The following is a 26,820-nucleotide window of genomic DNA, read 5'->3' as shown; positions in this document are numbered from 1 at the left end:
CTTTCCACCCACAATCAGACATTAAGCCAACCGGTCTACTCGCAGCCGTGGCATTCCGAAGCTATTGATCCGAGAAGCTTCACATCCTCCCCGCCGCCCGTAGCAATCCCTTCGCCCGGTCGAGATGCGGACGGTCGAGCATCTTGCCCTCGTGGCCGATCGTACCGGCGCCCGGATTAGCGGCAAAGATATCGACAATGGCCTGCGCGGCGGCGAGGTCTTCTTCGCTCGGCGTGAAGACGCGGTTGATCACCTCGACCTGCGCCGGGTGGATCGCCAGCATCCCGGTATAGCCCTGCCGCTTCACGTCGCGGGCGCGCGCCTCCAGCCCGTCGAGATCGCGGAAGTCGGCGTGGATGGTTTCGACCGGCTGCACCCCGGCATGGGCGGCGCCGAGCAGGCACAGGCTGCGGGCCAGCAGATAGGGATGGTCATAGGTGCCGTCGGGCCCGCGGTTGTCGCTCGCGCCAAGCGCATCGGACAGGTCCTCCGCGCCCCAGGTCAGCCCGGCCAGCCGCGGCGCGCCAGCGTAATCGCCGCAGTGGAACATCGCCCCCGCCGTCTCGGTCGCGAGCACCAGCACGGGGGTCTGGCCCAGGGCGATACCGTTGGCAGCTTCCAGTGCGGTCAGGAAATGGTCGAGCCGCTCGACATCGCTGCGTCCGCGCGACTTGGGCAGCAGCAGCCCGCCCGGTTTCGCCGGCATGATCGCCGCCAGGTCTTGCACCGCCATATCGGTTTCGAGCGGGTTGATCCGTACCCATAGCCGCTTGCGCGCGGCCTCGCTCTCGCCTGCGATCCGGTCATGCACCATTCGGCGCGCTTCGGGCTTGGCCTCGGGCGCAACGGCATCTTCAAGGTCGAAAATGGCGATATCGGCCTCGCTCGCAGCGGCCTTGCCCATCTTCTTCGCGCTGTCGCCCGGAGCGAACAGCCAGCTGCGCGCGGTCGTGACGTGGTGGTTGGTTTCACTCATGCCGACCAGCGTTAGCGGCCTGCGCACGGCTTGCAAACGGGCGTTATTCCTTTGCCGACAGCAAGCGGAAGCCCCAGGCCGGAAGTTCGACGGTATCGCCGGCGGCGAGCGTTACCGGAGCATCCTCGCGAAACGCCGTATAGCGCCCCGCCGCGATGCCGTCCGACAGCGTGGCTGTCACCGGCTTGGCGCTCATGTTGAACAGGCCGACGACCGTGTTGCCGCCCTGCTGCCGCACCCAGCCGAACAGCTGTTCCGGCGCGCTGTTGCCGACCTTGTGCATCCGCGCGCCCCATTTGCCGTTATGCAGCGCCGGATTGGCATCGCGAAAGGCGATCAGGTCTTTCAGCAGCTCACCATAATGGCAGTCCTTGCCCTGGTCCCAGTTGATGGGATCGCGTTCGAAGAATTCGAGCCGCTTGGCGTTGCAGGCTTCCATCCCGTTATGGATCAGCGGCAGGCCCTCGCCGGTGAAGGAAAGCGCGGTCATAGCTTCGAGCGCGGGACCGTAATTTTCGGCCATGGTGCCTTCCCACGCATTGCTGTCGTGGTTCTCGATATAGGTCAGGCGCATGGCCTCGCGCGGCCACAGGCTCTCGTTCTCGGCGTAATAGCCATAGAAGCTGGTGGCATTGCCCTTGCCCTGGGCCACGCTTTTCGACGTATTGTGCCAGTCCCAAGCATAGGTCGCGTCGAAGGCTGCGCGGTGCCACGCGCTCTGCTGCACCTCGCCTAGCATGAAGACCGGCCGGATCGCGGTCAGCCGGGTGCGCATGACTTCCCAGAAATCGACCGGGACATAGCCGGCGACATCGGCGCGGTAGCCGTCGATCCCGAAATCGCGGACCCAATGTTCCATCGCCCCGCCGATATGTTCGCGCACGCCCGGCTGCGACCAGTCGAGATCGATGATGTCGGACCAGTCCCACCACGGGGTCGGACGGAATTTCCCGTCCCAGGTCTTCTCGTACCAGTCAGGATGTTCCTCGGCGAGCGGGTGGTCCCACGCCGTGTGGTTGGCCACCAGGTCGAGGATGACCTTGAAGCCCTGCGCATGCGCTTCATCGACGAAGGCCCGGAATTCTTCTTCCGTGCCAAACTCCGGATTTACCGCGTAATAGTCTCGCACCGAGTACGGGCTGCCGAGCGTTCCCTTGCGGTTCTTCTCACCGATCGGGTGGATCGGCATCAGCCACAGGATGTCGACGCCCAGCTCCTTCAGCCGGGGCAATTGCTCCTGCGCGGAGGCAAATGTCCCCTCGGGGGTGAAGTGGCGGGTGTTGATCTGGTAGAGCACGGCATCGCGCGTCCAATCGGCATTGGTCAGTTCGACGTAAGCCCGCGGCGTCCACGGGTCTTCGCCTGCGACCAGTTCGGGCGGGGACTTCATGGCGAACGCACCGCCGGTAACCAACGCGGCGGCCGCTGCGCCGAGGATGATCTTACGCAACCACAGTCTCCTGTTTGGCCAGCGGCAGGGCCGCCTGCACCCGCAACATGGCGAACGCCGCTATTAGCCATGACGCAGCGGCAAACAGCATCGTCCAGATCGGCTCGCCCGGAAAGAATGCCTGCATGATTGACCCCATCGCCGTTGCCACCAGCAGTTGCGGCACCACGATGAAAACGTTGAACAGGCCCATGTAGATGCCAAGTTTCTGTTGCGGCAGGTTCGATGCGAGGATGGCATAGGGCATGGCAAGGATGCTGGCCCAGGCAATGCCGATCCCGATTTCGGCCAGCAACAGCGTCTGCGCATCGCGAACGAGGAAGAACATCAGGAAGCCGAGCGCGCCGAGCGAGAGGCAGATCGAATGGGTCTTCACCTGCCCGACGGTCCGGCTCAGCCAGGGCAGAAGAGCCAGAGCAGCAATCGCGGCGACCCCGTTATAGACGGTGAAGAGCACGTTCACCCAGTTGGCGCCATCGTTATAGGCCACGCTGGTGGTGTCCGTGCTGCCAAAGACGTATTGCGTGACAACGGGGGTCGTGTTGATCCACATGATGAACAGCGCTGACCAGCTGAAGAACTGGACCAGCGCGAGCCGCTTCATTACCTCCGGCATGCCGGCAAAATCGCCGACGATGCTGGACAGCATGTTGGCGCGCTGGCCGCCCTTGGCCATGCTGATGGCGATGGCGCTGAGCAGGCCATAGATCGCCAGCAGCGCACCCAGCAGCAGGACTTCCTTCTCCAGCGCCAGCGCATCGACCGACACGATGACCACGAGGCCTGCCGCGATCCAGACTGCGCTGGAAAGGTAAGACTTGGCCGCGAGCGCGCGGATAGGCTGGTCGCTTTCTTCGACTGGTGCTCCGTCGAAAGCTGCCATCTCTTCGGGGCTGTATTCGCGCGTCGTAACCACCGTCCACAGTACCGCTACGAACAGCGCGATGGCGCCGAACCAGAAGCTCCATTTTACCGTATCGGGAAGGCCGCCATCGGGCGCGACATTGGCCACGCCCCATTGTTCGAGCAGCCAGGGGAAGATCGAGCCGACCACAGCGCCAGCGCCGATAAAGGCCGTCTGCACAGCATAGCCAGCGCTGTGCTGGTCGGTGCCGAGCATATCGCCCACGAATGCGCGGAACGGCTCCATCGAGACATTGAGCGAGGCATCGAGCACCCACAGCATTGCTGCGGCGAACAGCAGCGGAGCGCCGAAAGCCGGGCTCAACGGCATAACGAACAGTGACAGCGCGGCAAAGATGGCCCCGGTCAGGAAATAGGGTCGACGGCGGCCAAGCCGGTTCCAGGTCTTGTCGGAAAGGTGCCCGATGATTGGCTGGACAACAAGCCCCGTCAGCGGTGCGGCGACCCACAGTGCGGGCAGGTCATCCATGCTGGCGCCCAGTGTCTGGAACACCCGGCTCATGTTCGAATTCTGCAGCGCAAAGCCGATCTGGATGCCAAAAAAGCCGAAGCTGATATTCCACAGGCCCCAAAAGCCTTGGCGCGGTTTGGCCGCTGATGTCGCCATGTTCTCTCCCCTGCACGGCACCTCTAATGGGCGCTCGTACTGTTTATCGCGGACGTGGCTGGCACGCGGCGACACACATCGCAACACGCATACGAATGTGTGTGCCCGTTTGGTCGGCGAAGCTACTTCGTGCTGCCGCGTTCGACGAGCGTTGCGGGTAGGGTGCGCGATTGCGCGTCCTTCCCTTCGATCTGCTCTGTCAGCGCGGCGATCAGCGCTTCTCCGGCGCCGCGCACATCCTGCATGACCGTGGTGAGCGGAGGCGAGGTCAAGGCCGACGCGGGGATATTGTCGAAGCCAACGACCGCGACATCGCCTGGAACGCTGCGACCGGCCTCGGCAAGGGCGCGCATGGCACCCATCGCAATCAGGTCGCTGGCAGCGAACACACCGTCAAAAGACAGCCCGGCGTCGATCAGCGAGCGCATCGCCGAATATCCCTCTTCTTCGCCAGTCAGCGCATTGGCCTGCAAGGCGGGGTCGGGTCGAACCCCGACCGCTTCGAGCGCAGCACATAGGCCGGCATGACGCTCGGCAAATTCGGGATAGTGTTCGTCCGCCTGGCCGAGGAAGGCGACTTTCCGACATCCCACGGCCAGCAAATGCTCGCCCGCCAGCTGGCCAGCACCGAAATTGTCGGAGCCGATGGTGGCACCGACATTGTCTTTGCGCGCGCTGCCCCAGCGCACGAAATGCGTGCCCTGGCGGTCAAGTTGCCGGAGCCGCTCTTCGTAAAGCGTGTAATCGCCATAACCCAACAGGATCAGACCGTCGGCGCGGTGGCTGTCCTGGTATTGGGTGTGCCAATTGTCTTCCATCTGCTGGAAGGAGATCAGCAGGTCGAGCCCGCGCGCCGCGGCTGCCCGGGTAATAGAGCCGAGCATGGCGAGGAAAAACGGGTTGATCATGCTCTCGTCCGAGGTTGGGTCCTCGAAAAAAAGCAGCGCGACGGTATTCGATCGCTGGGATCTCAGCGACGAGGCATTCTTGTCGACAGTGTAGTTGAGCTCGCGCGCGATGGCCTCGATCTTGAGGCGGGTCGCTTCGCTCACCGACTTGTCGCCACGCAATGCGCGGCTCACGGTCGGCTGGGAAACACCGGCGCGGTAGGCGATGTCGAAACTGGTCGGTTTGCCGGTCGGTGCGCGGCCCATGTGTACACTCTCTCTCTGTTGAGAAGACTAGTCGCTAGGTTGCGGGTTGTAACCCTGCGTTCGCGCCCGTTGCCCAGTGCTGCATCGGTTTCGCAGGGCTGTTGCAGTTCGGTGACACCGCGCAATGCTGCACCGCACAAACATACGTATGCCGACTATGCGGCCTGCCAAACTCACGACTACACCCCTGGTCGAGGCGCGCGGGGGACGTGTGTCGGGGACCAGTTAACAACGCAATCGCAGGACTGCCGCCGGATGGCGGTGAAGGGGAGACCACAATCGTGACCAACCGCAAGATTTTGACCGCCGGCATCAGCGGGATCGCCATGGCGCTGACGCTCGCGCCGCAGGCGGCATTTGCCCAGGACCAGCAGGGCGAGGAAGAAACCACGCCCGCCACCAACAACAAGGGCGATGCTGTCATCGTCGTCAGCGGGTTCCGCCAGTCGCTTGAATCGGCGGTCGCGGAAAAGAAGCTCAACGACCAGATTCTCGAATCTGTAACGGCCGAGGATATCGGCAAGCTGCCTGACAACTCGATCGGTGAATCGATCGCACGCCTTCCGGGCGTTACCTCGCAGCGGCTTTCGGGCCGCGCCAATGTCATCGCCATCCGCGGCTTCGGCCAAGACTTCTCGCAGACCCTTCTCAACGGGCGCGAGCAGACTTCGCTGGGCGATGCGCGCGCTGTGGAATTCGACCAGTATCCTTCCGAGGTCGTGCAGCAGGTGGTGGTCTACAAGACACCGACCGCAGAGCTGGTCGGTCAGGGCCTCGTCGGCACGATCGACATCCGCACGCTGCGCCCGCTGGAAATCAGCGAATCGGTCTTCGCCATCGGTGCGCGCGGATCCTATCCTGACCTCGGGGCTCTCAACTCGGGCTCGAACGAATTCGGCTATCGCGTCAACGCAGCCTGGGCCGACAAGTTCGCCGACGACAGCTTCGGTATCGCGCTCTCGGCTTCCTATGTCGACGAGCCTTACCAACTGCAGGAATACAACGCCTGGGGCTATGCCGGCGGACCGAACAACTCGGCCCTCATCGGCGGTTCGAAGAGCTACGTCACCTCGACCCAGCTCAAGCGTTTCGGCCTGACCGGTACGGTGCAGTATGAGCCGTCCCCGAACTGGATGGTCACTCTCGACGCATTCTATTCCGATTTCGAGGATGACCAGATCAAGCGCGGCGTCGAAATTCCGCTCGGCTTCTGCGTCAATCCCAGCGATCCGCTCAACCGCAATGCCGCTTATTGTTTCGGCGCGACTGCCGATCCGGCATCGTTCCAGATCGAAAACGACACCGTCGTGGCCGGTAATTTCCCGACCGTCGAAGGCGTGGTTCGTAACGACGTATTCAACAAGCAGGCTGAACTGCTCTCGGGAGGCCTCAATGTTGAATATGAAGGCGAAGACGGCTGGAGCGCGTTTTTCGACTTCGGCTACTCGCGCACTGATCGTCGCGAACTGAGCTTTGAAAGCTATGCCGGCACCGGTGTCGGCGCTCTCAATGGCGCAACCGACAACATCACCTTCACCCAGGACCGGACCGGCGCGTTTTTCAATTCGACGCTGAACTATTCCGACCCCAACATCATTGTCCTGACCGATCCGCTCGGCTGGGGTGGCGGTACGCAAGCGGGCTATTTCAATGACCGCATCGTCGATGACGAGCTGAAGCAGTTCCGTGTTCACGTCGAAAAGGCTTTGGACAGCGGCTTCATCAGCACCGTCAAGGCGGGGATGAACTACACCAACCGCGACAAGTCGCTGGTTCCGGACGAGTACTTCATTCGCTTGGCTGGTGGTGCGCTGGAACTGCCGATCCCGGCTGGCCTGCTGCTCGACCCGACCGACCTGAGCTATCTCGGCCTTGGACCCATGGTCAGCTACGATCCGCGCCAGCTGATCGAGAACGGCACCTATGTGCTCGATCGCAACACCTCGAACGACATCCCGGCCAAGGCGTATCAGATCGCCGAGGACATGATGACGCTGTATCTCCAAGCTGACATCAATGCCCGGCTCGGCAGTGCCGACTTGACCGGCAATGTCGGCGTGCAGGCGATCAACACCGACCAACAATCGTCGGGCATCGCCTTCCCGGGCGGGGTCCAGACGCAAGTTGCCTTGGGCGACGACTACTGGGACGTCTTGCCAAGCCTCAACCTGTCCTTGCGTTTCGATAGCGATTTCGTGGTCCGTGTCGGCGCCAGCCGGCAGATCCAGCGTCCGCGTCTCGACGCCATGCGCGCGGCAATCGGCTACGGGCTCGACTTCAATGTTGGTGGCAGCCCGACCGGAACTGCACCGTTCATCAGCGGCGGCGGTGGCAACCCTCTGCTGCGGCCCTACCGCGCCAATGCGGTCGACCTGACCTTCGAAAAATACTTCGGCACCAGCGGAGTGATCGCGGCGCAGTTCTTCTACAAGGACATCGTCAGCTATATCGACCAGGCTCGGTTCGTGTTCGATTACGCCGGCCTGCCGCTTCCGGCCGGTCCGATCCCGCCTAGCACGATCGGTTTCCTCGACGCGCCGACCAATACCGGCGGCGGTGATTTTTACGGCGCCGAGCTCGCTGTGACCCTGCCGTTCGATCTCGCCACTCCGGCGCTGGAAGGTTTCGGCTTCACCGGCGGCCTCGGCTGGACCGAAACCAAGATCGAAGATGCCTTTGGCAATGTCGACCAAATTCCGGGCTATTCGGAGTGGGTCGCCAACGGCACGTTGTACTACGAACGCGGCGGGTTCAATGCGCGCGGCAGCGTCCGGCATCGTTCGGGCTTCCTCGGTGATTTCACCGGCTTCGGTGGCTCGCCGACCCGGCGCAACGCGCTGGCGGAAACCATCGTCGATGCGCAGATCGGCTATGATTTCGAAGGCGGAGCGTTCGAGGGACTGTCGGTCTATGTCCAGGGACAAAACCTGACCGACGAACCGTTCGTCTCGATCAACGGCAATGGCAATCCGCTGCAGGTGATCGACTACCAGACCTACGGCCGTCGTTTCCTGGCGGGCTTCACCTACCGGTTCCGGTAAGAATGGCTGGGCGGGAGCAGACTGAAATGCCGGTCCGCTCCCGCTCATTCCCGCAAGCTGATATCAATGCCTTGCCGGGCGATCCTCCGGCATTGCAAGGCGGCTGTTGCGAATGACCCGGACCGAAACCCCACCGATTATCATCGCCGGCGGCGGGACTGCCGGCTGGATGGCGGCCGCTGCACTGGGACGCTTTGCCGGACGCAAAGTAGTGCTGGTGGAATCCGAAGCTATCGGCGCAGTCGGTGTGGGCGAGGCGACGATCCCGCAGATACGTCTTTTCAACGCCGCGCTCGGCATCGACGAAACCGAATTCCTGCGCGAGACGCGCGGTACCTTCAAGTTGGCCATCGAATTTGCCGGCTGGGCGGGGGAGGGCACGAGCTATCTCCACGCCTTTGGCCAGGTCGGGCAAGGTGCAGGACTGCTGCCCTTCCAGCACTACTGGTTGCGCGCGCGTGCTGCGGGCAAAGCCGGGCCGCTGGCCGACTATTGCCTCAACAACCGCGCGGCCCGGGCCGGAAAAATGCAGATATGGCGCCCCCAAGCCGGACAGGCCGCACCGGACATGCCGTGGGCCTACCATTTCGACGCCTCGCTCTATGCCGCCTATCTTCGCCGCTACGCCGAAGCACACGGGGTCGAGCGGATCGAAGGCACCATCGCTTTGGTCGAGCGTGACGGCGAAGGCGGAAATATCACTGCCCTTCTGCTCGATGGCGATCGGCGTATCGAGGGTGGATTTTTCATCGATTGCACGGGCTTCCGCTCCATGCTGCTGGGCGATGCGCTGGGCGTGGAATTTGACGACTGGTCGCGCTGGTTGCCCTGTGACCGTGCCGTGACCGTGCCGTGTGAGACCAAGGGCGAGTTCACTCCCTATACCCGCGCGACCGCCCATCCGGCCGGCTGGCAATGGCGCATTCCGTTGCAACACCGCATCGGCAATGGCCACGTCTTTGCTTCAGACTTCATGGGCGAGGACGAGGCGAGCAAGATCCTGCTCGACAATCTTGACGGCAAGCCGACGGGCGATCCGCGTGTCCTGCGCTTCAGCACCGGCATGCGGGGCGTGCAATGGCACCGCAACTGTCTGGCGCTGGGCCTTTCGGCGGGCTTCATGGAGCCGCTTGAATCGACCAGCATCCATCTGATCCAGGCTTCGATCGCGCGCTTTCTGCAAATGCTGCCCGGCGCGGATGTCGCTCCGGCCGTGCGCGACGAATTCAACCGGCAGGCGACTTTCGAATGGCACCGGATCCGCGATTTTCTGATCCTGCACTATTGGGCCAACGGTCGTCATGGCGAGCCGTTCTGGGACCGTTGTCGTGAGATGGACGTGCCGGACACGCTGCATGCGAAGGTCGAGGCATTCCGGGCTGAAGCCTTCATCCACCGAGAGCACGAGGAATTGTTTACCGAACCGGGCTGGTTACAGGTGCTGATCGGTCAGGGGATCATCCCCGAAGGCTATAATTCGATCGCTGACGCCATGCCCGAAGCCGAACTCGACGGCTTCCTGACCCGCCTCGCTGAAGGGCAAGGCAAGCTTGTCGATTCAATGCCCGACCACGCCCCGTTCCTTCGCGCCTATATCGACCCTCGCGCTACGAAGGCGCAGGACGACGGTGGCTTCACCAGCCAAAGGATGCCAGCCTGATGCGCATTGCCCTTTTCGCCCTTGCCGTGGCGCTCGCCGGTTGCAGTACCGTTCCGCTCACGGCGCAGGCCCCCGACAGTGCAGTTCTCGCTTCAGTACGTGATCGTGCGCCGACCGAAGAAGTCATCTATTTCGTCCTGCCCGACCGCTTCGCGAATGGCGACAAGGGCAATGACCTCGGCGGCTACCAAAGCGACCGGCTGAAGAGCGGCTACGATCCGACCCACAAGGGTTTCTACCATGGCGGTGACCTGAAGGGGCTGACCGAAAAGCTCGACTATATCGAGGGTCTGGGCGTTACCGCGATCTGGTTCGCGCCGATCTTCAAGAACAAGCCGGTCCAGGGACCCGCGGGTGACGAGAGCGCGGGCTATCACGGCTATTGGGTGACCGATTTCACCCGCATCGATCCGCATTTCGGCACCAATGCGGAGTTCAAGGCTTTCGTCGACGCGGCCCATGCGCGCGGGATGAAGGTCTATATGGACATCATCACCAACCACACCGCCGACGTGATCCAGTACGCCGAGGGCGAATATGCCTATCGCAGCAAGGGCGCATTTCCCTATTCGACGCGCGGCGGTCCGGACGGGGCGCGTATAAACGAAGGATTTGCCGGGGACGCGGACCCTTCGGCGGCGAATTGGGCGAAACTGACCGATCCGGCCTATGCCTACACCCCGGTCGTCCCGAAAGCCGAGAGAAACGCCAAGGTCCCCGCCTGGCTCAATGATCCGGTCTATTACCACAACCGCGGCAACAGCGAGTGGTGGGGCGAGAGCGCGGTTTACGGCGATTTCGCTGGGCTCGACGATCTGTTCACCGAGCATCCGCGCGTCGTTGAGGGAATGATCGGCATTTTCGGCAGCTGGATCGACCGCTTTGGCATCGACGGCTTTCGCATCGACACCGTCAAGCACGTCAATCCAGAATTCTGGCAGGCCTTTGTCCCCGCCATGCTCGAGCGCGCGAAGGCGAATGGCATCCCCAATTTCCACATCTTCGGCGAGGTTTACTGGGGTGGCCCTCAGCCGGGCGGATTGCACCAATACACCATCCGCGACGGGATGCCCGCTGTGCTCGATTTCACTTTCCAGGCTGCGGTCCAGGAAGTGGTCGCCAACAATCGTAGCCCCGAAGTCCTCTACGAGATGCTGCGCGGCGATATCCTCTATGCCGATGGCGAGAAGACCGCGCTGCAGAACCCGACATTCCTCGGCAACCACGACATGGGCCGGTTCTCGATGTTCGTGAAGCAGGCCAATCCGGATGCCGACAACAGCGAACTGCTGGCACGCACGATGCTCGGCCATGCCATGCTGATGACGCTGCGCGGAGTGCCGACGATCTACTATGGCGATGAGCAGGGCTTTATCTCAGACGGCAACGACCAGCTTGCCCGCGAGAACATGTTCTCAAGCCATGTCGAACTCTACAACGACAATAACCTACTCGGCACCGATGCGACCACGGCGGACGAGAATTTCAACCGCCAACACCCGCTCTACCGGTTGATTGCAGGACTTTCGGCGCTGCGGCGGGCGAACCCAGCCTTGCAGACCGGGCGCCAGACGCTGGGCACATTCGACCGCGAGCCGGGGCTGTTCTCGCTGACACGGACAGACCCTGAGACGGGCCAAAGTGTTCTCATCGCCTTCAACACTAGCGGCGAACCGATCACCCGCGGAATCGAGATCGACCATGCTGCTACCGGCGCGAACAGGCTTGTTGGTCCGTGCCCGGACGCCATTGCCGCGCCCGGCAGTCTCGTCATGACCTTGCCGCCCTTCGGCTACGCCGCGTGCGAGCTTACCTTGGAAGAGGATGGCTGAATCCATGGCCACTGCCGGTAACCCTTCAGCGCAGAGCGTGCCCGGTCGCCAATGGTGGAAGGGGGCGGTCATCTATCAGATATATCCGCGCAGCTTCCAGGATACGAATGGCGACGGGGTGGGGGATCTTCCCGGCATCACCGCGCGACTCGACCATGTCGCCTCGCTCGGCGTCGATGCCATCTGGGTCAGCCCGTTCTTCACATCGCCGATGAAGGACTTTGGCTATGACGTGGCGGATTATTGCGATGTCGACCCGATGTTCGGCACGCTCGAAGACTTCGATGCAATGGTAGCGAGGGCGCACGGACTCGGCCTGCGCGTCCTGATCGACCAGGTCTATTCGCACACTTCGGACGAGCACCCGTGGTTTGTCGAAAGCCGTCAGAGCCGCGACAATCCCAAGGCCGACTGGTACGTCTGGGCCGATGCCAAGCCCGACGGGTCCCCACCATCCAATTGGCAGAGTGTCTTTGGGGGGCCGGCCTGGACCTGGGATGCCCGGCGCGGCCAGTATTATCTGCACAATTTCCTCAGCAGCCAGCCACAGGTCAACGGGCACAACCCGGATGTGCAGGATGCCTTGCTCGATGTTGCTCGCTTCTGGCTCGACCGAGGAGTCGACGGCTTCCGGATCGACGCGCTCAATTTCCTGATGTGCGACCCTGAATTGCGCGACAATCCGCCTGCGCCGCCAAGCGATCGACCGCGCACGCGGCCGTTCGATTTCCAGCGAAAGGTGCGCAACATGTCGCATCCCGACATTCCCGGCTTCCTCGCCCGCATTCGCGAAGTGACAGACAGCTACGACGCGATCTTCACCGTTGCCGAGGTGGGCGGAGACGAGGCCGAGACGGAGATGAAGGCCTTTACCCAGGGCGAAGCGCATCTCAATTCTGCCTATGGCTTTAATTTCCTCTATGCCGACAGCCTGACCCCTTCCCTTGTTTGCTCTGCACTGGCGCAATGGCCGGACGAGGAGGGGCTGGGCTGGCCAAGCTGGGCATTCGAGAACCACGATGCGCCGCGCGCGCTTTCACGCTGGTGCGCTCCCGAACACCACGAGGCATTCGCCCGGCTCAAGATGACACTGCTGATGAGCTTGCGCGGCAATGCGATCCTCTATTACGGCGAGGAACTGGGGCTGACCCAGGTCGATATTCCCTTCGACCAGCTGCACGATCCCGAAGCGATCGCCAACTGGCCGATGACCCTCTCACGCGACGGTGCGCGCACGCCTATGCCGTGGAATGCGGAGGAGCCCAGCGCGGGGTTCGGCTCGGTCCAGCCGTGGCTGCCGCTCGGGGCCGAAAACACCACCCGCGCCGTCGATGTGCAGGAGCGCTCGGATAGCTCGATGCTCGATTACACGCGATCTGCCATCACGCTGCGCAACGCCAACGCGGCCCTGCATCACGGGGCAGTTCGCGACTGTAGCACACAGGGCGACCTGCTTGATCTCGTCCGCGAGGCGGACGGCCAGACGGTCCGCTGCCTGTTCAATCTCGGCCCGCAGACAATTCCTCTATCGCAGGCGGAAGGCAGCATATTGTTCGCAGCCAATGACGCCACCCCCGACCTGTTGCCGCCCTTTGGTGCGTTGATTCTGGAGACCTGATCCCATGCGCCTTTTCCTCGCCGCCGCATCTACGCTCGCTCTGGCCACTCCCCTGGCGGCAGCGGAAATCTCCTCGCCCGATGGCAGGATCACGGTCGAACTCGATGTCGATGGCGATGGTGTGCCCTTCTATCGCGTCGAGCGCGACGGCAAGGAAATCATCGCCGAAAGCGACCTGGGCTTCCTCTTCACCGACGCCGAGCCCATGCGGCGCAATTTCGTGGTCGTGGGCGAAAACGTGACCGGGACTGACAGCACCTGGGAGCAGCCCTGGGGCGAGCGGCAGTTTGTGCGCGATCACCACAATGAGCTGTTCGTCACCTTCCAGGAAACCCGCGAAACTTCGACCCGCGTGCTTTCGGTGCGGATGCGCGTGTTCGATCATGGCATCGGCTTCCGCTATGAATTCGCAGCGCCTACCGATGGCTCGGCGACCCGCATCGCCGAGGAACTCACCGAGTTCGTGATCGCACCCCAGGGCACGGCATGGTGGATTCCGGCGGGCGAGTTCAATCGCTATGAATATCTCTACAACGAGACTCCGATCGAGGGCGTCTCGGTAGCGCACACGCCGATGACGGTGCGGCTGGAGGACGGCACGCACCTGTCATTCCACGAGGCTGCGCTGGTCGATTATGCGGGCATGTGGCTCAAGCGCAAGGATGGCCGCGCGTTCCGCGCTACGCTCTCACCGTCGAGCCGCGGTGCCAAGGTCGTGCGAGAGGGTGCTTTCAATACGCCGTGGCGAACCATCCGCATCGCCGACGACGCTGCCGGATTGGTCGAGAACGACCTCGAGCTCAATCTCAACGAACCCAACAAGCTGGGCGATGTTTCCTGGTTCGAACCGGCCAAGTATATCGGGATCTGGTGGGGCATGATTTCAAACCGTTGGACCTGGGCGCAGGGGCCGCGTCACGGCGCGACGACCGAGCGGGCCAAGGAGTATATCGATTTTGCCGCTGCCAACGGCTTTCGCGGTATCCTGATCGAGGGCTGGAACGTCGGCTGGGACGGCAACTGGTTTGGCAATGGGCGCGACTACAGCTTCACCCAAGGCTATCCCGATTTCGATCTGCGGGAAGTAGCCGCCTATGCCCGAGAGAAAGGCGTCCACATCGTTGGCCACCATGAAACCGGTGGTAATATTGATGTTTACGAGAAGCAGCTCGCAGACGCGATGAAGCTCTATGGCGAGCTTGGCATCGATGTCGTCAAGACCGGCTACGTCGCAGATGCGGGCGGGATCATCGCTTGCAACGCAGACATCGACGATCCTTGCGAGGGCGAGATTTTCGAGTGGCACGATGGCCAGCGCATGGTCCAGCACCACCTCAAGGTCGTGCAGGAAGCGGCAAGGAACCAGGTCGCCGTCAACCCGCACGAGCCGGTCAAGGATACCGGTCTCAGGCGGACCTATCCCAATTGGGTCGCCCGCGAAGGTGCACGCGGCCAAGAGTACAACGCTTGGGGGGCGTTCAACAACGGACCCGAACACGATCCCACGCTGGTCTATACCCGGATGCTGTCCGGCCCGATGGACTACACGCCGGGCGTGCTGGGGCTGGTCGGCGACAATGGCGTGCCAATTGCCTCGACCAAGGCCAAGCAATTGGGCCTCTATCTTGCCATCTATTCGCCGATCCAGATGGCGGCGGATTTCATCGAGAGCCTTGCCGCGCATCCGCGCGAGCTTGAATTCATTCGCGAAGTGCCGGCCGATTGGGCGAAGAGCAAGTTGATCGCCGGCGAAGTCGGCGACTACGCGATTTTCGCCCGCAAGGACCGCAACAGTGAGGACTGGTATATCGGCGGCGTCAACGACGCGACCGAACGGACCCTGACGCTGGATTTCGATTTCCTCGAAGACGGTCAGAGCTATTCCGTCCGCGTGTGGAAAGACGGCCCCGAAGCGACCTATCTGACCGACAAGCGACATGACATCGCCTACGAATCGCTGACCGTGAGCAAGGGTGACAGCTACACGGTTAGGCTCGCGCCCGGAGGCGGGCTGGCGATGCAATTCAAGCCCGCATCGTGAGGGTTCTCGCGGCAATTCTTGCGCTGCTTCTGGCTGCGTGCGCGACAGCCGAAATGCCGGCATCAGACACAGGACGATTTGTCGAGATCGAGCAGATCGCTGTCGCCGGCTTGCCGGACCAGCGGGTTACCATCTGGCTACCGCCCGGTTACGATACCAGCGACCGGCGCTACGGCGTCCTCTACATGAATGACGGGCAAAACCTGTTCGATCCGGCCAACGCCCATTACGGCAAGGTGTGGCACGCCGATGAGGTCGTTTCGGAACTGGCCGCTAATGGAATAATCGAACCGGTCATTATCGTGGGCATCTGGTCGCCAGGGGAGGACCGTTATCGGCAGTACCTTCCGCAATTCGCCTATGACGATGCCAGCACCGATTTGCGTGAAGCAATGGATCGGCATGCCGGCGGCAAGCCGATTATCTCGGCCCGCTACCTCGCATGGCTCGCCGACGAGCTGAAACCGCGCATCGATGCCGAATACCGCACGCTGGCCGGACCCTCCGATTCCGCAATTGCAGGCGCGAGCATGGGCGGGATCATGAGCTGCTATGCGGCGATCGAGCGGCCCGACGTGTTTGGGCGAGCGGCCTGCGTCAGCTCGCACTGGCCGCTCGCAGAGCCGGGCAATGAGAGCTTTGCCAATGAAGCCGATGCAATCTGGCGCGATTACATCCTCGTTCGGCTGGGCGAACCCGGTAATCGTCGCGTCTGGATGGATCACGGCACGGCCAAGCTCGACCAGCATTATCCGCCGCGGCAAGATTATGTCAGCCAAGCGTTCCGCGTGGCGGGCTGGAAAGAGGAGCGCGATTTCGTTGCCCACGAATATGTCGGTGCCGAACATGATGAGATCGCCTGGAACGAGCGCTTGCCCGAAATGCTCACCTGGCTACTTTCGGAGCGATGAGCGAAGCCAAAGCGCCCAATGTCGTGGTCCTGGGTGGCGGTAGTGCTGGCTGGATAACCGCCTGCCTGCTGCACCAGCAATGGGCTGCGAAGGGGGGCTCGATCACCGTGGTCGAAAGTCCCGAGATCGGCATCATCGGCGTCGGCGAAGGTTCGACACCGCAGCTCAAGGGTTTTTTCGACCAGCTCGGCATTGACGAGGCCGATTGGATGCCGGCCTGCAATGCCACCTACAAGCTCGGCATCCGCTTCACCGGTTGGAGCGAGCGGAGAGGGTTTGAAAGCTATTACCACCCGTTTCCCGGCCCGGTGGACATGCATTCCGAACCGCATTTCGTTCACAATTGCACACTCGCAAGGCATGGGCTGGATGTGCCCGCGCATCCAGACGACTGGTACCTGGCGAGCTTGTTGAGCGAAGAAGGCAAGGGACCGCGTCCGGCTGAGACATTCCCCTTCGCCCCCAGCTACGGATATCATTTCGATGCCCATGCGTTGGGCGCCTTCCTGCGCGACTGGGCGGTGAAACAAGGCGTGGTGCATCGCCCGCTCAAGGTCATATCGGTCGAACGAACGGCCGAAGGCGATATTGCCGCGTTGCAGTGCGAAGGCGGCGAGCGGATCGAGGGCGAGCTGTTTGTCGACTGCTCGGGCTTTCGCGCGATGCTGGCGCAAGAAGAGCTCGGGGCCACCTTCCTCCCCTTCGGCGAGAACCTGTTCAATGACAGGGCCGTGGTGCTCCCGACCGAGCATTCCGGGAAGTTCAAACCGCAGACCGAGGCCATCGCCATGCGTGCCGGATGGCGCTGGAAAATCCCCCTGACCACGCGGGTCGGCAATGGCTATGTCTACTCCTCAAACCATATCAGCGATGATGAGGCCGAGGCAGAGTTGCGCGCTGCGTTGGGGCTGGAGAATGGCGAACAACAGGCGCGTGTTCTCAAGATGAAGGTCGGAAGACTGGAGAACAGCTGGAACCGCAATTGCCTGGCCGCCGGGCTTGCCCAGGGATTTATCGAACCGCTTGAGGCGACCGCTCTGCACATCGTCATCGCTACCGCGCTCGAATTCGCCCAAGCCTATGAAGCAGGCGGATTTTCTGCCCAGCACCGCGATGCCTTCAATGCTTCGATCGCAGCGCGTTACGAGGGTATTCGCGATTACGTCGTCGGCCACTATCGCCTCGCCCAGCGCAGCGACACGCAATACTGGCGAGAGAGCGGCGCCAACGACGAACTGTCGGACAATCTCAAGAAAATGATGACGGCGTGGTTCCGACACGCCGACCTGCTCGCGGCAAATGACGAGGCCTATGGCGGGAAACGCTATTACGCCAATGCCAGCTGGCACTGCCTGTTCGCCGGCTATGGCACCTTTCCGCCTCCAGAGAAGCTCCAGCCTCCGCCGCCACAGGCTCGACCTGCCGACCTGACGCAGGTCAAGGCGATGTTGCAAACCTGCGCGCGAAACTTCGAACCCTACGATCCATTGCCGTAGCCGCATTGACGCGGGCGCCCTTGTTCGGCCAAGCAGCACACGGGGCTTATGGGACGAGGAAATCAGAATTGAGCAAGGACGAACGACGCCTGACCTCTTTCGACGTGGCGGCTCGGGCCGGCGTTTCGCAATCGACGGTTTCGCGCGCGCTCTCGGGATCCGCCACCATTACCGAAGCCACGCGCACCCGTGTCATGGAAGCGGCGCGCGAGCTTGGCTATGTCGTCGACGAGCGTGCCGCGCGGTTGCGCAGCGGCAAGAGCAGGACGATCGCTGTCGTCCTGATTGGACGTGCCGGGCAGGGCGCGGCCGCTGTCAATCCCTTCTACTACTCGCTTCTCGGCAGCGTCTGCACTGCGGCAGCACAATTGGGCTACCAGTCGCTCGTCTCGATCCAGTCGGAGCCCGAGCAGTTTTTTGGCCAGTTTGTCGAGCGTGGCCAGGCCGATGCGGTGGTGGTCCTGGGTACGGCAACCAACCGGGAAGCGTGGCAACATTTCGAGGATTATCGCCAGCAGCAGGATCGGTTGGCATTCTGGGGCGCGCCTTTCGAAGGGCGGGGATATGTTCGCAGCGACAACAGGGAAGGCGCGCGGCTGGCCGTCGAGCGCCTGCTGGCCGGAGGCTATCGCAAGATTGCCTTTATCGGCGAGACCGATGGTGCCCAGCGCCAGTTTCAGGAACGCTACGACGGCTATTGCACGGCCTTGAAGGATGCGGGTTTGCCTTGTCTCGATGCGGTCACAGCACCCGGCGGTACGCGCGAGGAGCAGGGCGCCGGTGCCATTGCCGCATTGCGCGGTGGAAACATAGACTTTGATGCCGTGTTCTCGGCCTGCGACGCGATGGCCTTGGGGGCATTGGCGGCACTGCGCGAAGCGGACATGGCAGTTCCCGATATGGTCGGTGTAATCGGATTTGACGGGTTGGGAGTGGGCGAACATTCCTCGCCTCCGCTGACCACGATCGAACCGGATTTCGTCGAGGCCGGTCTCAACCTGGTCGAAGCGGCGCTGGGCGGTGCTGATGATGACCGGGACCGCCGCGTATCGGTTCGGCTGGTCGAACGCGAAAGCGCTCGCTCCGCGCACTCGTGAGCCGAATGTGCCGTCGGTGCAATTGCTGATACTTTAGGCGGTCACTCCCGACCGGGCGTATTCCTAGTTCAGCTTGCCGTCACGCCGAGGTCATTTAAGGTGGCCCTTGGGATCGGAGGGATGTCATAGTGATTCTCGGTAGATCGAGCCGGCTGGCACTTGGTGCGCTGCTGGTATTGGCTTCAGCCCCGGTGCGGGCGGATGTCATGGAAATTGGTAATGATGGCGCACGCTGGATTGCCGGCGGCACGGGTGCTGTGCCTGCCCAAACGGCGCTGGTTGCACCCTATGGCTCGCCTGCCGGAACAGTCGAGATCGCTCTCGAATTGACGAGCCATGTGCCGGAATCGGTCGTTTCCGATCCCGCTCTGGCGGCTCTTGGCATCCCGCTTGGCTACCAGGCCACCGTCCACGACATTTCGCGCCGGTTCGATCTCAGTCCCAGTCTGATCGAAGCACTGGTCTGGCAGGAAAGCCGCTGGCGGGAAGGCGCGGTGAGCCATGCCGGCGCCCGCGGACTGGCGCAATTAATGCCGGGTACGGCACGCTATCTCGGCGTCGATCCCGACAATCCGTATCAAAATCTCGAAGGCGGGGCGCGTTACTTGCGCGAACAGCTCGATACGTTCGAGGGCGACTTGGAGCGGGCTCTGGCCGCCTATAACGCCGGGCCGGGCCGCGTGCATGCGGCAGGCGGAGTACCAAACATCCGCGAGACAAGATTGTACGTCGCGGCGATCATGGGTCGCCTCGCCAACCATACACGGGAGGAATACTGATCCATGCATTCGCTTGCTCGGCTGGCAGCGCTGGTCGCCCTTTTTTCACCAACTGCACTTATCGCGCAGACCCAGGCAGCCGATCCGCAAGGGTCCGGGCCGGTCGTCAACGCGCTAGCCTGGCTACAGGGAACACTGCTCGGGTCGGTGGCCACGGCAATCGCGGTGATGGCCGTCGCCGCGGTGGGTTTCATGATGTTGACCGGGCGGATTAACTGGCGCTTCGGTGCAACCGTGATCATTGGCGTGTTCATACTGTTCGGCGCGACCACCATCGTTGCCGGTATCCAGAGCGCGGCAGGGTGAGCCGGGCATGACCGATCTCGTCCGCCATCCCGTCCATCGCGCGCTGACACGACCGCAGATGTTCGCCGGGGTGACGATGAATTTCTTCATCATCAACCTGATGGTGACGACGATCGCTTTCCTGATCCTGAAAAGCTTCTGGATCATCCCCGTTCCGATCATCACTCACGCAGCCGGCTATTTCCTCAGCCTGCGCGAACCGCGGGTGTTCGACCTGTGGATCACCAAGGTTTCGATGTGTCCACGGGTGAAGAACTACAAGCGTTGGGGGTGCAACAGCTATGCGCCCTGAACCGAAGAGAGCGACGCGATGAGCAAGTGGATCGGACCTGCCGGATGGAGCGGGAAGGAAGCCCGTGCAGGCGACCGCCTGCCCTACGCGCGGCTCCAAGACGAAAGCACAGTTCTGCTGCGCGACGGCTCGCTGATGACGGTAATCCAGGTTCCGGGACTGCTGTTCGAAACCGAGGATTCCGAAGCGCTCAATGCCCAAGCGGCGACCCGCGAAGTGGTGCTGCGCTCGACGCTGGATTCTCGCTTCGTCTTGTATCACCATGTCATCCGGCGGCGCGTTGCAATTGAGCTCGACGCCGAGTTTCCAGATCCACTGACCGAACATATCGACGCGCGCTGGCAGGAAAAGCTCGGCTCGGGTTCGCTGTTCGTCAACGACCAGTTTGTCACCCTCATTCGCCGTCCTGCCCGAGGCAAGGCCGGCCTGGCCGAGCGGGCGGGCAAGTTCCTTGGCAAGCGCCGCCGGCCCGAGCATGCTGTCGATCCGCGCGACCTGCGCTCGCTCAAGGCTGCGGTCGGCGGGCTTGTCGCGGCCTTGCAGCCCTACGGCGCCAGCGTGCTGGGCGAGTACCTAGGCGCGACCGGTTCGCCAAACAACGAAACGCTCGAACTGCTCTCGGCACTCTACAATGGCGAGATGCGTCCTGTGCGGCGGCCTTCCGACGAGACCGATATCGGTAACATGCTGCCCTATCGCCGGGTGTCCTTCGGGCTCGACGCGATGGAACAGCGGGGGGCGGGGGAGCCCGATTTTTCGGCCATCCTCAGTCTCAAGGACTATCCCGAGGCGACCTCGCCCGGCCTGCTTGACGGGCTGCTGCGGTTGCCGTTCGAGATGATCGTGACCGAAACTTACGCTCCGCAGGAGCGTACGACGGCGCGCGAGCGGATTGATCTTTCGCTGCGCCGCTTGCGTTCGGTCGATGAAGAAGCGACCGCGGAACGGGCCGACATGGCCGCGGCACGTGATGCGCTGGGCAATGGCGCCGTCGGGTTTGGTGAACATCACCTATCGGTTCTCGTGCGTGAAACAACGCTGCCGCAGCTCGACGATGCCAGTGCAGCCTGTGCCGCTGCGCTGGCCGATACCGGCGCGGTGGTGGTGCGCGAAGATACCAATCTGGAGCCGGCCTTTTGGGCGCAATTCCCCGGTAACGAAGCTTATGTCGTGCGACGGGCGATGATCAGCTCGGCCAATATGGCCAGCTTCGGCAGCCTCCACGGCTTCGCACTGGGGCAGGCCGAGAATAACCATTGGGGCGATGCCGTGACGCTGCTGGAAACGACCAGCGCGACGCCGTTTTTCTTCAATTTCCACCACGGCGATTTGGGCAATTTCTCGATCATCGGCCCGTCTGGCTCGGGCAAGACGGTGGTGATGAATTTCCTTGCCGCGCAGGCGCAGAAATTCAAACCGCGCACCATCCTCTTCGACAAGGATCGCGGAGCGGAGCTGTTCGTTCGCGGGATCGGGGGGCGTTATGACCGGATCTATGCCGGAGAACCGACCGGGTTCAATCCGCTGGCGATGCCCGACAGCGCCGCCAACCGCGCCTTCCTGCGCGATTGGCTGGGTGTGCTGCTCAAGGCCGAGGGGCCGGAAGAGCTGCAGATGATCGCCCACGCGGTCGATGCGGCGTATGAGAACGATGCGTCCTTGCGCCGGTTGCGTCACTTCAGGGAGCTGCTGTCCGGTTCGCGCCGCCCGCAGGCAGGCGACCTTGCTGATCGGCTTTCCGCCTGGATCAACAGCGGCGAGAACGCCTGGTTGTTCGACAATGCGGTCGACCGGCTCGATCTTGAGAACCGCACGCTTGGCTTCGACATGACCGCGCTGCTGGAGAACCCGCGGCTGCGTACCCCGACCATGATGTACCTGTTCCACAGGATCGAGGAGCGATTGGACGGCGAGCCGACGATGATCTTGATCGACGAGGGGTGGAAGGCACTCGACGATGAGGTTTTCGCCGCGCGCATTCGCGATTGGCTCAAGACCTTGCGCAAGCGCAACGCGCTGGTCGGCTTTGCCACCCAAAGCGCCGCCGATGCGCTCGACAGCCGCATCGCCACTGCGCTGGTCGAACAGACCGCGACGATGATCTTCATGCCCAATAGTCGTGCCCGGGCAGAAGATTACTGCGACGGCTTCGGCCTCACCGCGCACGAGTTGGCGCTGATCCGGTCATTGCCCGCGCACAGCCGCTGTTTTCTTGTCCGCCAGCCCGATGCCAGCGTGGTGGTCCGGCTCGACCTGTCCAGCGCGCCCGAAGTGCTGACCGTGCTGTCCGGACGTGAAGGAACTGTTCGGCGTCTCGATGTGCTCCGTGAAACCGTGGGCGATCACCCGGCCGACTGGTTCCCGGCGTTGACGGGCCATGCCTGGCCGGTCGCCGCCGAGCAGGACGAACATAGCGATGCTGTGCAAATCGCGGCGTTCAAGCAGGCTGCCGAGTGAGCGCGCAATGCGATCTCGTGCTGTCCGAGGCAGCAGGCGGGATCGCCGCTGCTTTGCAGGCGGTGGATTGCGTTGCCGCCGAAGTGACCGGCACAGCGTTTGGCCGGTTGTTTGCGCCGGGCGGGGCATTGGCCACCGTGTTGACGATCCTGCTGGTGCTTTATGTCGCCTTCTTCGCGCTGGCACTTATTACCGGGCGCACCAACCTCTCGATCCGGCAACTGACGCCGCGTATGCTGACCGTCGGGCTGGTGCTGACATTTGCGACCAGCTGGGTCGCCTATCAGAGCGTGGTCTGGAACCTGGCGCTCGGAGCTCCCGACTGGCTTGCAGGCGTGCTTACCGGCGACAGCGGCTCGGCGACGATGACCTTTGCGAGCAAGGTCGACGTGGTGTTTCTCGCCATCGAGCAGGCTTCGCAGGGACAATCCGATTTCGATGCCTTTTCGCCTCCGGGAATGCTGTGGATGGGCGCGCTGTTGTTCATGCTCGGCACGGTCGGGATCCTGGTTACGGCGCGGATTGCCCTGGCGCTTCTGGTCGCGCTGGGTCCGATTTTCGTGGTCATGGCGCTGTTCAACGGCACCCGCGGCCTCTTTACCGGATGGGTCAAGGGCGTGGTGATGCTGGCGCTGACACCGCTGTTCGCTGTCCTGGCCGGCAGCGTCATGCTCGAGTTGTCGGTGCCAATATTGTCCGCACTGACCCAGAACGCCGGGGAAATACCAACGCGCCCAGCGATGGCGTTCCTGATGGTCGGAGCGGTGCATGTGGCGCTGATGGCCATGGTGCTCAAGGTGGCCGGGACGATGGTTGCCGGCTGGCAAGTGTTCGGCATGGTGCCGGCCAAGTCGGAGAACAATGCCAGCGATCGCTCCCTGGTGGCAGCACAAGGTGCGGCCCCCTCAACTTCTAATCCGGTTCAGGGGCAGGGCAATCCGTCAGCCGCTGGCACCAGTGCGCGGCGCACGGCAGTCGCCGCCCTGTCCCCCTACAGCGCAGCCAATGATACCGACGCCTCTGCAGGGGCGCGTACCTATCGCGAGACCCGCGTGGTGAGCGGGCTTTCTGCCGATGGTCAGACCGCAATTGCCAGTACCGCCGCATCACGTACACGCGGGCTCGGAACCCGCTTCAGGCCGGCACCTGCCCGCTCAACGGAGAAGATCAAATGAACCGCGCCGGATTACGCCCCGCGCTTGCCCCCGCGCTCGCCATGCTGGTGGCCCCATTGCTACTAGCCGCGCCAATCTCGGCGCAGGATGCCCGGCTGGTTGAAGTCGAATACGATCCCGCCCGGGTGGTCACGGTTGAAGGCCGAACCAAGGTCCAGGCCACGATAAAATTCGGCGAGGACGAGACAATAGAAAACGTCGCCATTGGCGATGCCAATGCCTGGCAGGTGACCCCCAACAAGCGTGCCAACCTGCTGTTCGTCAAACCGCTCCAGCCGACTGCCGCGACCAATATGACCGTGGTGACCAACAAGCACACCTATCTGTTCGACCTAGTCGCAAGTCCGCGTGCCAAGCCGCTCTATATTCTGACTTTCACCTATCCCGACGAGCCAGAGGATGAATCCCAGCTTGCCGCTGTTCAGCGCCAGGCCAACCCGGCCGAGATGGCGGCGGCGACCGATCCCTACGCGGTAATTGATCCGACGCAGATAAACCTCGCCTGGCAGAAGAGCGGCGATGTCGCGCTCTATCCGTTCCGGATGTTCGACGATGGCGAAGCGACCTTCCTCGAATGGGGCGAGGGGGTCCCGGTCCCTGCCATTCTGGTCAAGGATTTCGAGGGAACCGAAGGCCCGGTCAATTTCACCGTGCGGGGCAATGTCGTGGTGGTCGATGGCGTGCCGCGGCAAATCATCCTGCGCTCCGGCGAGGAGACCGCCACTCTCGTCAACACCGGCCCGGTGCGGGCGACCCAATCCGCAAGCGCCGCCCTGGCGCGCGGGAAGTAAGGAGCAAAGCCATGCGTCTTGCCATGCGATTGCCGGAAAAACACGCGACGGGTGGCCCAGCCAATGATAGCGATCCGCGCGAGACGCTCGGCAGCGATGTTACCGACCTGGCATCGCGAACAGCTTATCCGATGGTGGCGCCAAAGGGAGGAAAGTCCGACGCCTTGGGTCTCGTCGCCGGGATTGCCATTGTCGCCGGACTTGGCGCGGTCACCTTGTGGAGCATGAATTCGACCAGGGTTCCGCCGCCCGACAGTGTTGGCGGCACGCAGAACATGCCAGCGCAGGCTGTCGCCCCGGCAGTGGCAACACCCCCCGTGGCAGACGCGGCGAACCCTTATGTGCCGCGGGCCAACCCCGCTCCGGCACCAGTCCTCTCACGCGACCCGGGCATTTACGCTGGGGTGCAGGTCAATCCCTATAGCAGCCCGACGGTCGTATTCGACGCCAGCAACGCTCGCGGCGGAGCGCCGGGAGGGTCATTGATCCCCGACAGCGCCAGCGCCACGGCCGGTTCTGCGGCAGCTACGGGAAACTCGGCAGGTGATTTCGCTGCCCGCATCGGCGGTGTCGGAGGTGGTACGGCGCAGGCCACGGCGATGACCAATCCGGCGACGACCGTGACGCAGGGCACGCTCATCCCGGCTATTCTCGAGACTGCGATCGATACCGATGTGCCAGGCTTCGTCCGCGCGGTGGTGAGCCAGGACGTGCGCAGTTTCGACGGCAAGAACGTCCTCGTGCCTCGCTCGAGCAGGCTGGTCGGACAGTATCAGTCGGGCGTGCAGGCGGGGCAGAAGCGCGCCTACGTCGTCTGGACACGCCTTATCCGTCCCGATGGTGCTTCGGTGAACCTGCAGTCGCCGGCAACCGGCTTCGACGGGACGACCGGGCTTAAGGGCGATGTCGACAGCCGGTTTTTCCAGCGTTTCGGTTCTGCCTTGTTGCTGTCGGTCGTTGGCGGCCTGTCGAGCATTGCCAGCGGCGGCGCATCGGTGGTGGTCGGTGGCACCGGCAATTCCGCTGCCGCTGCCGCCGTCCAGCAAGATAGCCAGGTCGGTCCACGTATCCGGGTTCGCCAGGGCGAACCGATCCGCGTCTTCACCGCCCGCGATCTCGACTTTTCGACCGTGATGTGACGGGCACTGACTTGTCATGAGCGCGGATATCCACCCTTTCGCCCAACAGGCCGGCGCTGATGCCATGCAAACCTCGGACGCGCCCATTGCATCCGACCACAGCGTATATCTCGAAGCCTACCTGGCTCCGTTCAGACGCTGGCTGGAACGCGACACCGTCACCGAGATCATCGTCAACCGGCCGGGCGAGGTCTGGATCGAGGACGCAAACGAAGCCGGCATGCGCCGTATCGAAACACCCGAAATCGATGACCGGCTGGTGCAGCGGCTGGCTGAACAAGTCGCCCGTGTCAGCCACCAGGGGATCAACCGCGAGCACCCGCTGCTGGGCGCAACCTTGCCCAACGGAGCGCGCATCCAGTTCTGCGGTCCGCCGGCCTCGCGCAAGCATTGGGTCATGGCGATCCGCCGGCACCGCCGGCTCGACCTTCCGCTCGACGCTTATGATGCCGGTCCGTTGCTGCCCCCGAGCGAGCAGGCCATGCCCGACGCGCAGGCCGAGCCGATTGCTTTCCTGCGCGAAGCCATCCGCCAGCGACAAACCATTCTGATTTCCGGTGGGACCAGCACCGGCAAGACGACGTTCCTGAATGCCATGCTGGGCGAGATTCCCGGCGACCAGCGGGTGGTGCTGGTCGAGGATACGCCGGAATTGCGGCTGCCGGGCGAGAACGGCGTCGGGTTGGTCGCCGTCAAGGGAGAGCTTGGCGAAGCGCGGGTGACCGCCAACGAACTGCTCCAGGCCGCACTCCGGCTACGCCCGGACCGCATCGTGCTGGGCGAATTGCGGGGGGCGGAAAGCGTGAGCTTCCTGCGCGCTATCAACACCGGGCATCCCGGTAGCTTTTCGACTATTCATGCCAATTCGATCACCGGTGCGCTCGAACAGCTGTCGCTGATGGTGATGCAGACGGGCATTGGCCTCAGCCGCAGCGACACGATTGCCTATGCCGCCAATGTGATAGATGTCATCGTCCAGCTTGGCCGTGACGAAGGTCGCCGGGGCATTCGGGAGATTGCCCTGACGCGCGACCTGGCGCAGGGTACAGCCTAGCAAGGCCAGCCAATCCGAGG

The 26,820-nt window shown here is 62.9% G+C and carries 20 protein-coding genes; 16 read left to right on the top strand and 4 right to left on the bottom strand.

Translation table 11 applies throughout. The annotated features are described in order from the left end of the window. Nucleotides 1-79: 79 nt before the first annotated feature. From ACXYL9_RS10740 to ACXYL9_RS10725, 4 genes are all read right to left on the bottom strand, one after another. On the bottom strand, nucleotides 80-976 hold the full coding sequence (locus ACXYL9_RS10740) for an HpcH/HpaI aldolase/citrate lyase family protein (RefSeq protein ID WP_459039488.1): 897 nt from the start codon (nucleotides 974-976) through the stop codon (nucleotides 80-82). Between the two features lie 43 nt (nucleotides 977-1,019). Continuing rightward, nucleotides 1,020-2,426: an alpha-amylase family glycosyl hydrolase gene (locus tag ACXYL9_RS10735; RefSeq protein WP_459039487.1), complete on the bottom strand. Its 1,407-nt coding sequence runs from the start codon at nucleotides 2,424-2,426 to the stop codon at nucleotides 1,020-1,022. Continuing rightward, nucleotides 2,419-3,957 (bottom strand): MFS transporter, encoded by a 1,539-nt coding sequence (locus tag ACXYL9_RS10730; RefSeq protein WP_459039486.1) that lies wholly within the window; start codon nucleotides 3,955-3,957, stop codon nucleotides 2,419-2,421. Before ACXYL9_RS10730 ends, ACXYL9_RS10735 begins: the two co-directional genes overlap by 8 nt. 122 nt (nucleotides 3,958-4,079) lie before the next feature. Beyond that, nucleotides 4,080-5,111, bottom strand: coding sequence for a LacI family DNA-binding transcriptional regulator (locus tag ACXYL9_RS10725; protein WP_459039485.1), 1,032 nt, complete (start codon nucleotides 5,109-5,111; stop codon nucleotides 4,080-4,082). Nucleotides 5,112-5,437: 326 nt separating this feature from the next. Here ACXYL9_RS10725 and ACXYL9_RS10720 point away from each other — a divergent pair, with 326 nt between their 5' ends. The 16 genes from ACXYL9_RS10720 to virB11 all read left to right on the top strand — a co-directional run bounded on the left by ACXYL9_RS10720 (nucleotide 5,438) and on the right by virB11 (nucleotide 26,800). Then, complete coding sequence (locus ACXYL9_RS10720) at nucleotides 5,438-8,152, top strand: TonB-dependent receptor (RefSeq protein ID WP_459039892.1); 2,715 nt, start codon at nucleotides 5,438-5,440, stop codon at nucleotides 8,150-8,152. A 112-nt stretch (nucleotides 8,153-8,264) separates the two neighbouring features. Then, a complete protein-coding gene (locus ACXYL9_RS10715) occupies nucleotides 8,265-9,812 on the top strand; it encodes a tryptophan halogenase family protein (protein WP_459039484.1) in 1,548 nt (515 codons plus the stop codon). Further along, the gene (locus tag ACXYL9_RS10710; protein ID WP_459039483.1) at nucleotides 9,812-11,644 is read left to right on the top strand and encodes an alpha-amylase family glycosyl hydrolase; all 1,833 of its coding nucleotides are present in this window, start codon (nucleotides 9,812-9,814) and stop codon (nucleotides 11,642-11,644) included. The genes ACXYL9_RS10715 and ACXYL9_RS10710 overlap by 1 nt, the downstream gene beginning before the upstream one ends. Then, nucleotides 11,637-13,262, top strand: coding sequence for an alpha-amylase family glycosyl hydrolase (locus tag ACXYL9_RS10705; RefSeq protein ID WP_459039482.1), 1,626 nt, complete (start codon nucleotides 11,637-11,639; stop codon nucleotides 13,260-13,262). Before ACXYL9_RS10710 ends, ACXYL9_RS10705 begins: the two co-directional genes overlap by 8 nt. Nucleotides 13,263-13,266: 4 nt before the next feature. Continuing rightward, nucleotides 13,267-15,303 carry a glycoside hydrolase family 97 protein gene (locus tag ACXYL9_RS10700; protein WP_459039481.1) on the top strand — a complete coding sequence of 679 codons (2,037 nt, stop codon included), beginning with the start codon at nucleotides 13,267-13,269 and terminating at the stop codon, nucleotides 15,301-15,303. A gap of 53 nt (nucleotides 15,304-15,356) precedes the next feature. Continuing rightward, entirely contained in the window at nucleotides 15,357-16,214 is an 858-nt protein-coding gene (locus tag ACXYL9_RS10695; RefSeq protein ID WP_459039480.1) for an alpha/beta hydrolase, read from the top strand. Continuing rightward, nucleotides 16,211-17,710 carry a tryptophan halogenase family protein gene (locus tag ACXYL9_RS10690; RefSeq protein ID WP_459039479.1) on the top strand — a complete coding sequence of 500 codons (1,500 nt, stop codon included), beginning with the start codon at nucleotides 16,211-16,213 and terminating at the stop codon, nucleotides 17,708-17,710. The genes ACXYL9_RS10695 and ACXYL9_RS10690 overlap by 4 nt, the downstream gene beginning before the upstream one ends. Nucleotides 17,711-17,778: 68 nt before the next feature. Further along, nucleotides 17,779-18,807, top strand: coding sequence for a LacI family DNA-binding transcriptional regulator (locus ACXYL9_RS10685; RefSeq protein WP_459039478.1), 1,029 nt, complete (start codon nucleotides 17,779-17,781; stop codon nucleotides 18,805-18,807). Nucleotides 18,808-18,935: 128 nt separating this feature from the next. Beyond that, nucleotides 18,936-19,586: a lytic transglycosylase domain-containing protein gene (locus tag ACXYL9_RS10680; protein WP_459039477.1), complete on the top strand. Its 651-nt coding sequence runs from the start codon at nucleotides 18,936-18,938 to the stop codon at nucleotides 19,584-19,586. A 3-nt stretch (nucleotides 19,587-19,589) separates the two neighbouring features. Next, nucleotides 19,590-19,892, top strand: coding sequence for a TrbC/VirB2 family protein (locus tag ACXYL9_RS10675; protein WP_459039476.1), 303 nt, complete (start codon nucleotides 19,590-19,592; stop codon nucleotides 19,890-19,892). A 7-nt stretch (nucleotides 19,893-19,899) separates the two neighbouring features. Beyond that, nucleotides 19,900-20,184 carry a VirB3 family type IV secretion system protein gene (locus ACXYL9_RS10670; RefSeq protein WP_459039475.1) on the top strand — a complete coding sequence of 95 codons (285 nt, stop codon included), beginning with the start codon at nucleotides 19,900-19,902 and terminating at the stop codon, nucleotides 20,182-20,184. 18 nt (nucleotides 20,185-20,202) lie between these two features. Next, entirely contained in the window at nucleotides 20,203-22,641 is a 2,439-nt protein-coding gene (locus ACXYL9_RS10665) for a VirB4 family type IV secretion/conjugal transfer ATPase (RefSeq protein WP_459039474.1), read from the top strand. Beyond that, complete coding sequence (locus tag ACXYL9_RS10660; protein WP_459039473.1) at nucleotides 22,638-23,816, top strand: TrbL/VirB6 family protein; 1,179 nt, start codon at nucleotides 22,638-22,640, stop codon at nucleotides 23,814-23,816. The genes ACXYL9_RS10665 and ACXYL9_RS10660 overlap by 4 nt, the downstream gene beginning before the upstream one ends. Next, nucleotides 23,813-24,607, top strand: coding sequence for a TrbG/VirB9 family P-type conjugative transfer protein (locus tag ACXYL9_RS10655; RefSeq protein ID WP_459039472.1), 795 nt, complete (start codon nucleotides 23,813-23,815; stop codon nucleotides 24,605-24,607). The genes ACXYL9_RS10660 and ACXYL9_RS10655 overlap by 4 nt, the downstream gene beginning before the upstream one ends. Nucleotides 24,608-24,618: 11 nt before the next feature. Next, entirely contained in the window at nucleotides 24,619-25,746 is a 1,128-nt protein-coding gene (locus ACXYL9_RS10650; RefSeq protein ID WP_459039471.1) for a TrbI/VirB10 family protein, read from the top strand. A gap of 16 nt (nucleotides 25,747-25,762) precedes the next feature. Then, nucleotides 25,763-26,800, top strand: coding sequence for a P-type DNA transfer ATPase VirB11 (gene virB11, locus ACXYL9_RS10645; protein WP_459039470.1), 1,038 nt, complete (start codon nucleotides 25,763-25,765; stop codon nucleotides 26,798-26,800). The last annotated feature ends 20 nt before the right edge of the window (nucleotides 26,801-26,820 follow it).

Source organism: Qipengyuania sp. CAU 1752, from assembly GCF_054482615.1.
Note: the sequence above shows the minus strand (reverse complement) of the source record. Positions and strands in the feature narration are given on the sequence as shown.

Excerpts from the sequence above, each read along its gene's own strand:
- ACXYL9_RS10740 (WP_459039488.1), bottom strand. The coding sequence starts at position 976 with ATGAGTGAAACCAACCACCACGTCACGACCGCGCGCAGCTGGCTGTTC.
- ACXYL9_RS10730 (WP_459039486.1), bottom strand. The coding sequence starts at position 3,957 with ATGGCGACATCAGCGGCCAAACCGCGCCAAGGCTTTTGGGGCCTGTGG.
- ACXYL9_RS10725 (WP_459039485.1), bottom strand. The coding sequence starts at position 5,111 with ATGGGCCGCGCACCGACCGGCAAACCGACCAGTTTCGACATCGCCTAC.
- ACXYL9_RS10720 (WP_459039892.1), top strand. The coding sequence starts at position 5,438 with ATGGCGCTGACGCTCGCGCCGCAGGCGGCATTTGCCCAGGACCAGCAG.
- ACXYL9_RS10715 (WP_459039484.1), top strand. The coding sequence starts at position 8,265 with ATGACCCGGACCGAAACCCCACCGATTATCATCGCCGGCGGCGGGACT.
- ACXYL9_RS10710 (WP_459039483.1), top strand. The coding sequence starts at position 9,812 with ATGCGCATTGCCCTTTTCGCCCTTGCCGTGGCGCTCGCCGGTTGCAGT.
- ACXYL9_RS10705 (WP_459039482.1), top strand. The coding sequence starts at position 11,637 with ATGGCTGAATCCATGGCCACTGCCGGTAACCCTTCAGCGCAGAGCGTG.
- ACXYL9_RS10700 (WP_459039481.1), top strand. The coding sequence starts at position 13,267 with ATGCGCCTTTTCCTCGCCGCCGCATCTACGCTCGCTCTGGCCACTCCC.
- ACXYL9_RS10695 (WP_459039480.1), top strand. The coding sequence starts at position 15,357 with ATGCCGGCATCAGACACAGGACGATTTGTCGAGATCGAGCAGATCGCT.
- ACXYL9_RS10690 (WP_459039479.1), top strand. The coding sequence starts at position 16,211 with ATGAGCGAAGCCAAAGCGCCCAATGTCGTGGTCCTGGGTGGCGGTAGT.
- ACXYL9_RS10675 (WP_459039476.1), top strand. The coding sequence starts at position 19,590 with ATGCATTCGCTTGCTCGGCTGGCAGCGCTGGTCGCCCTTTTTTCACCA.
- ACXYL9_RS10670 (WP_459039475.1), top strand. The coding sequence starts at position 19,900 with ATGACCGATCTCGTCCGCCATCCCGTCCATCGCGCGCTGACACGACCG.
- ACXYL9_RS10665 (WP_459039474.1), top strand. The coding sequence starts at position 20,203 with ATGAGCAAGTGGATCGGACCTGCCGGATGGAGCGGGAAGGAAGCCCGT.
- ACXYL9_RS10655 (WP_459039472.1), top strand. The coding sequence starts at position 23,813 with ATGAACCGCGCCGGATTACGCCCCGCGCTTGCCCCCGCGCTCGCCATG.
- ACXYL9_RS10650 (WP_459039471.1), top strand. The coding sequence starts at position 24,619 with ATGCGTCTTGCCATGCGATTGCCGGAAAAACACGCGACGGGTGGCCCA.
- virB11 (WP_459039470.1), top strand. The coding sequence starts at position 25,763 with ATGAGCGCGGATATCCACCCTTTCGCCCAACAGGCCGGCGCTGATGCC.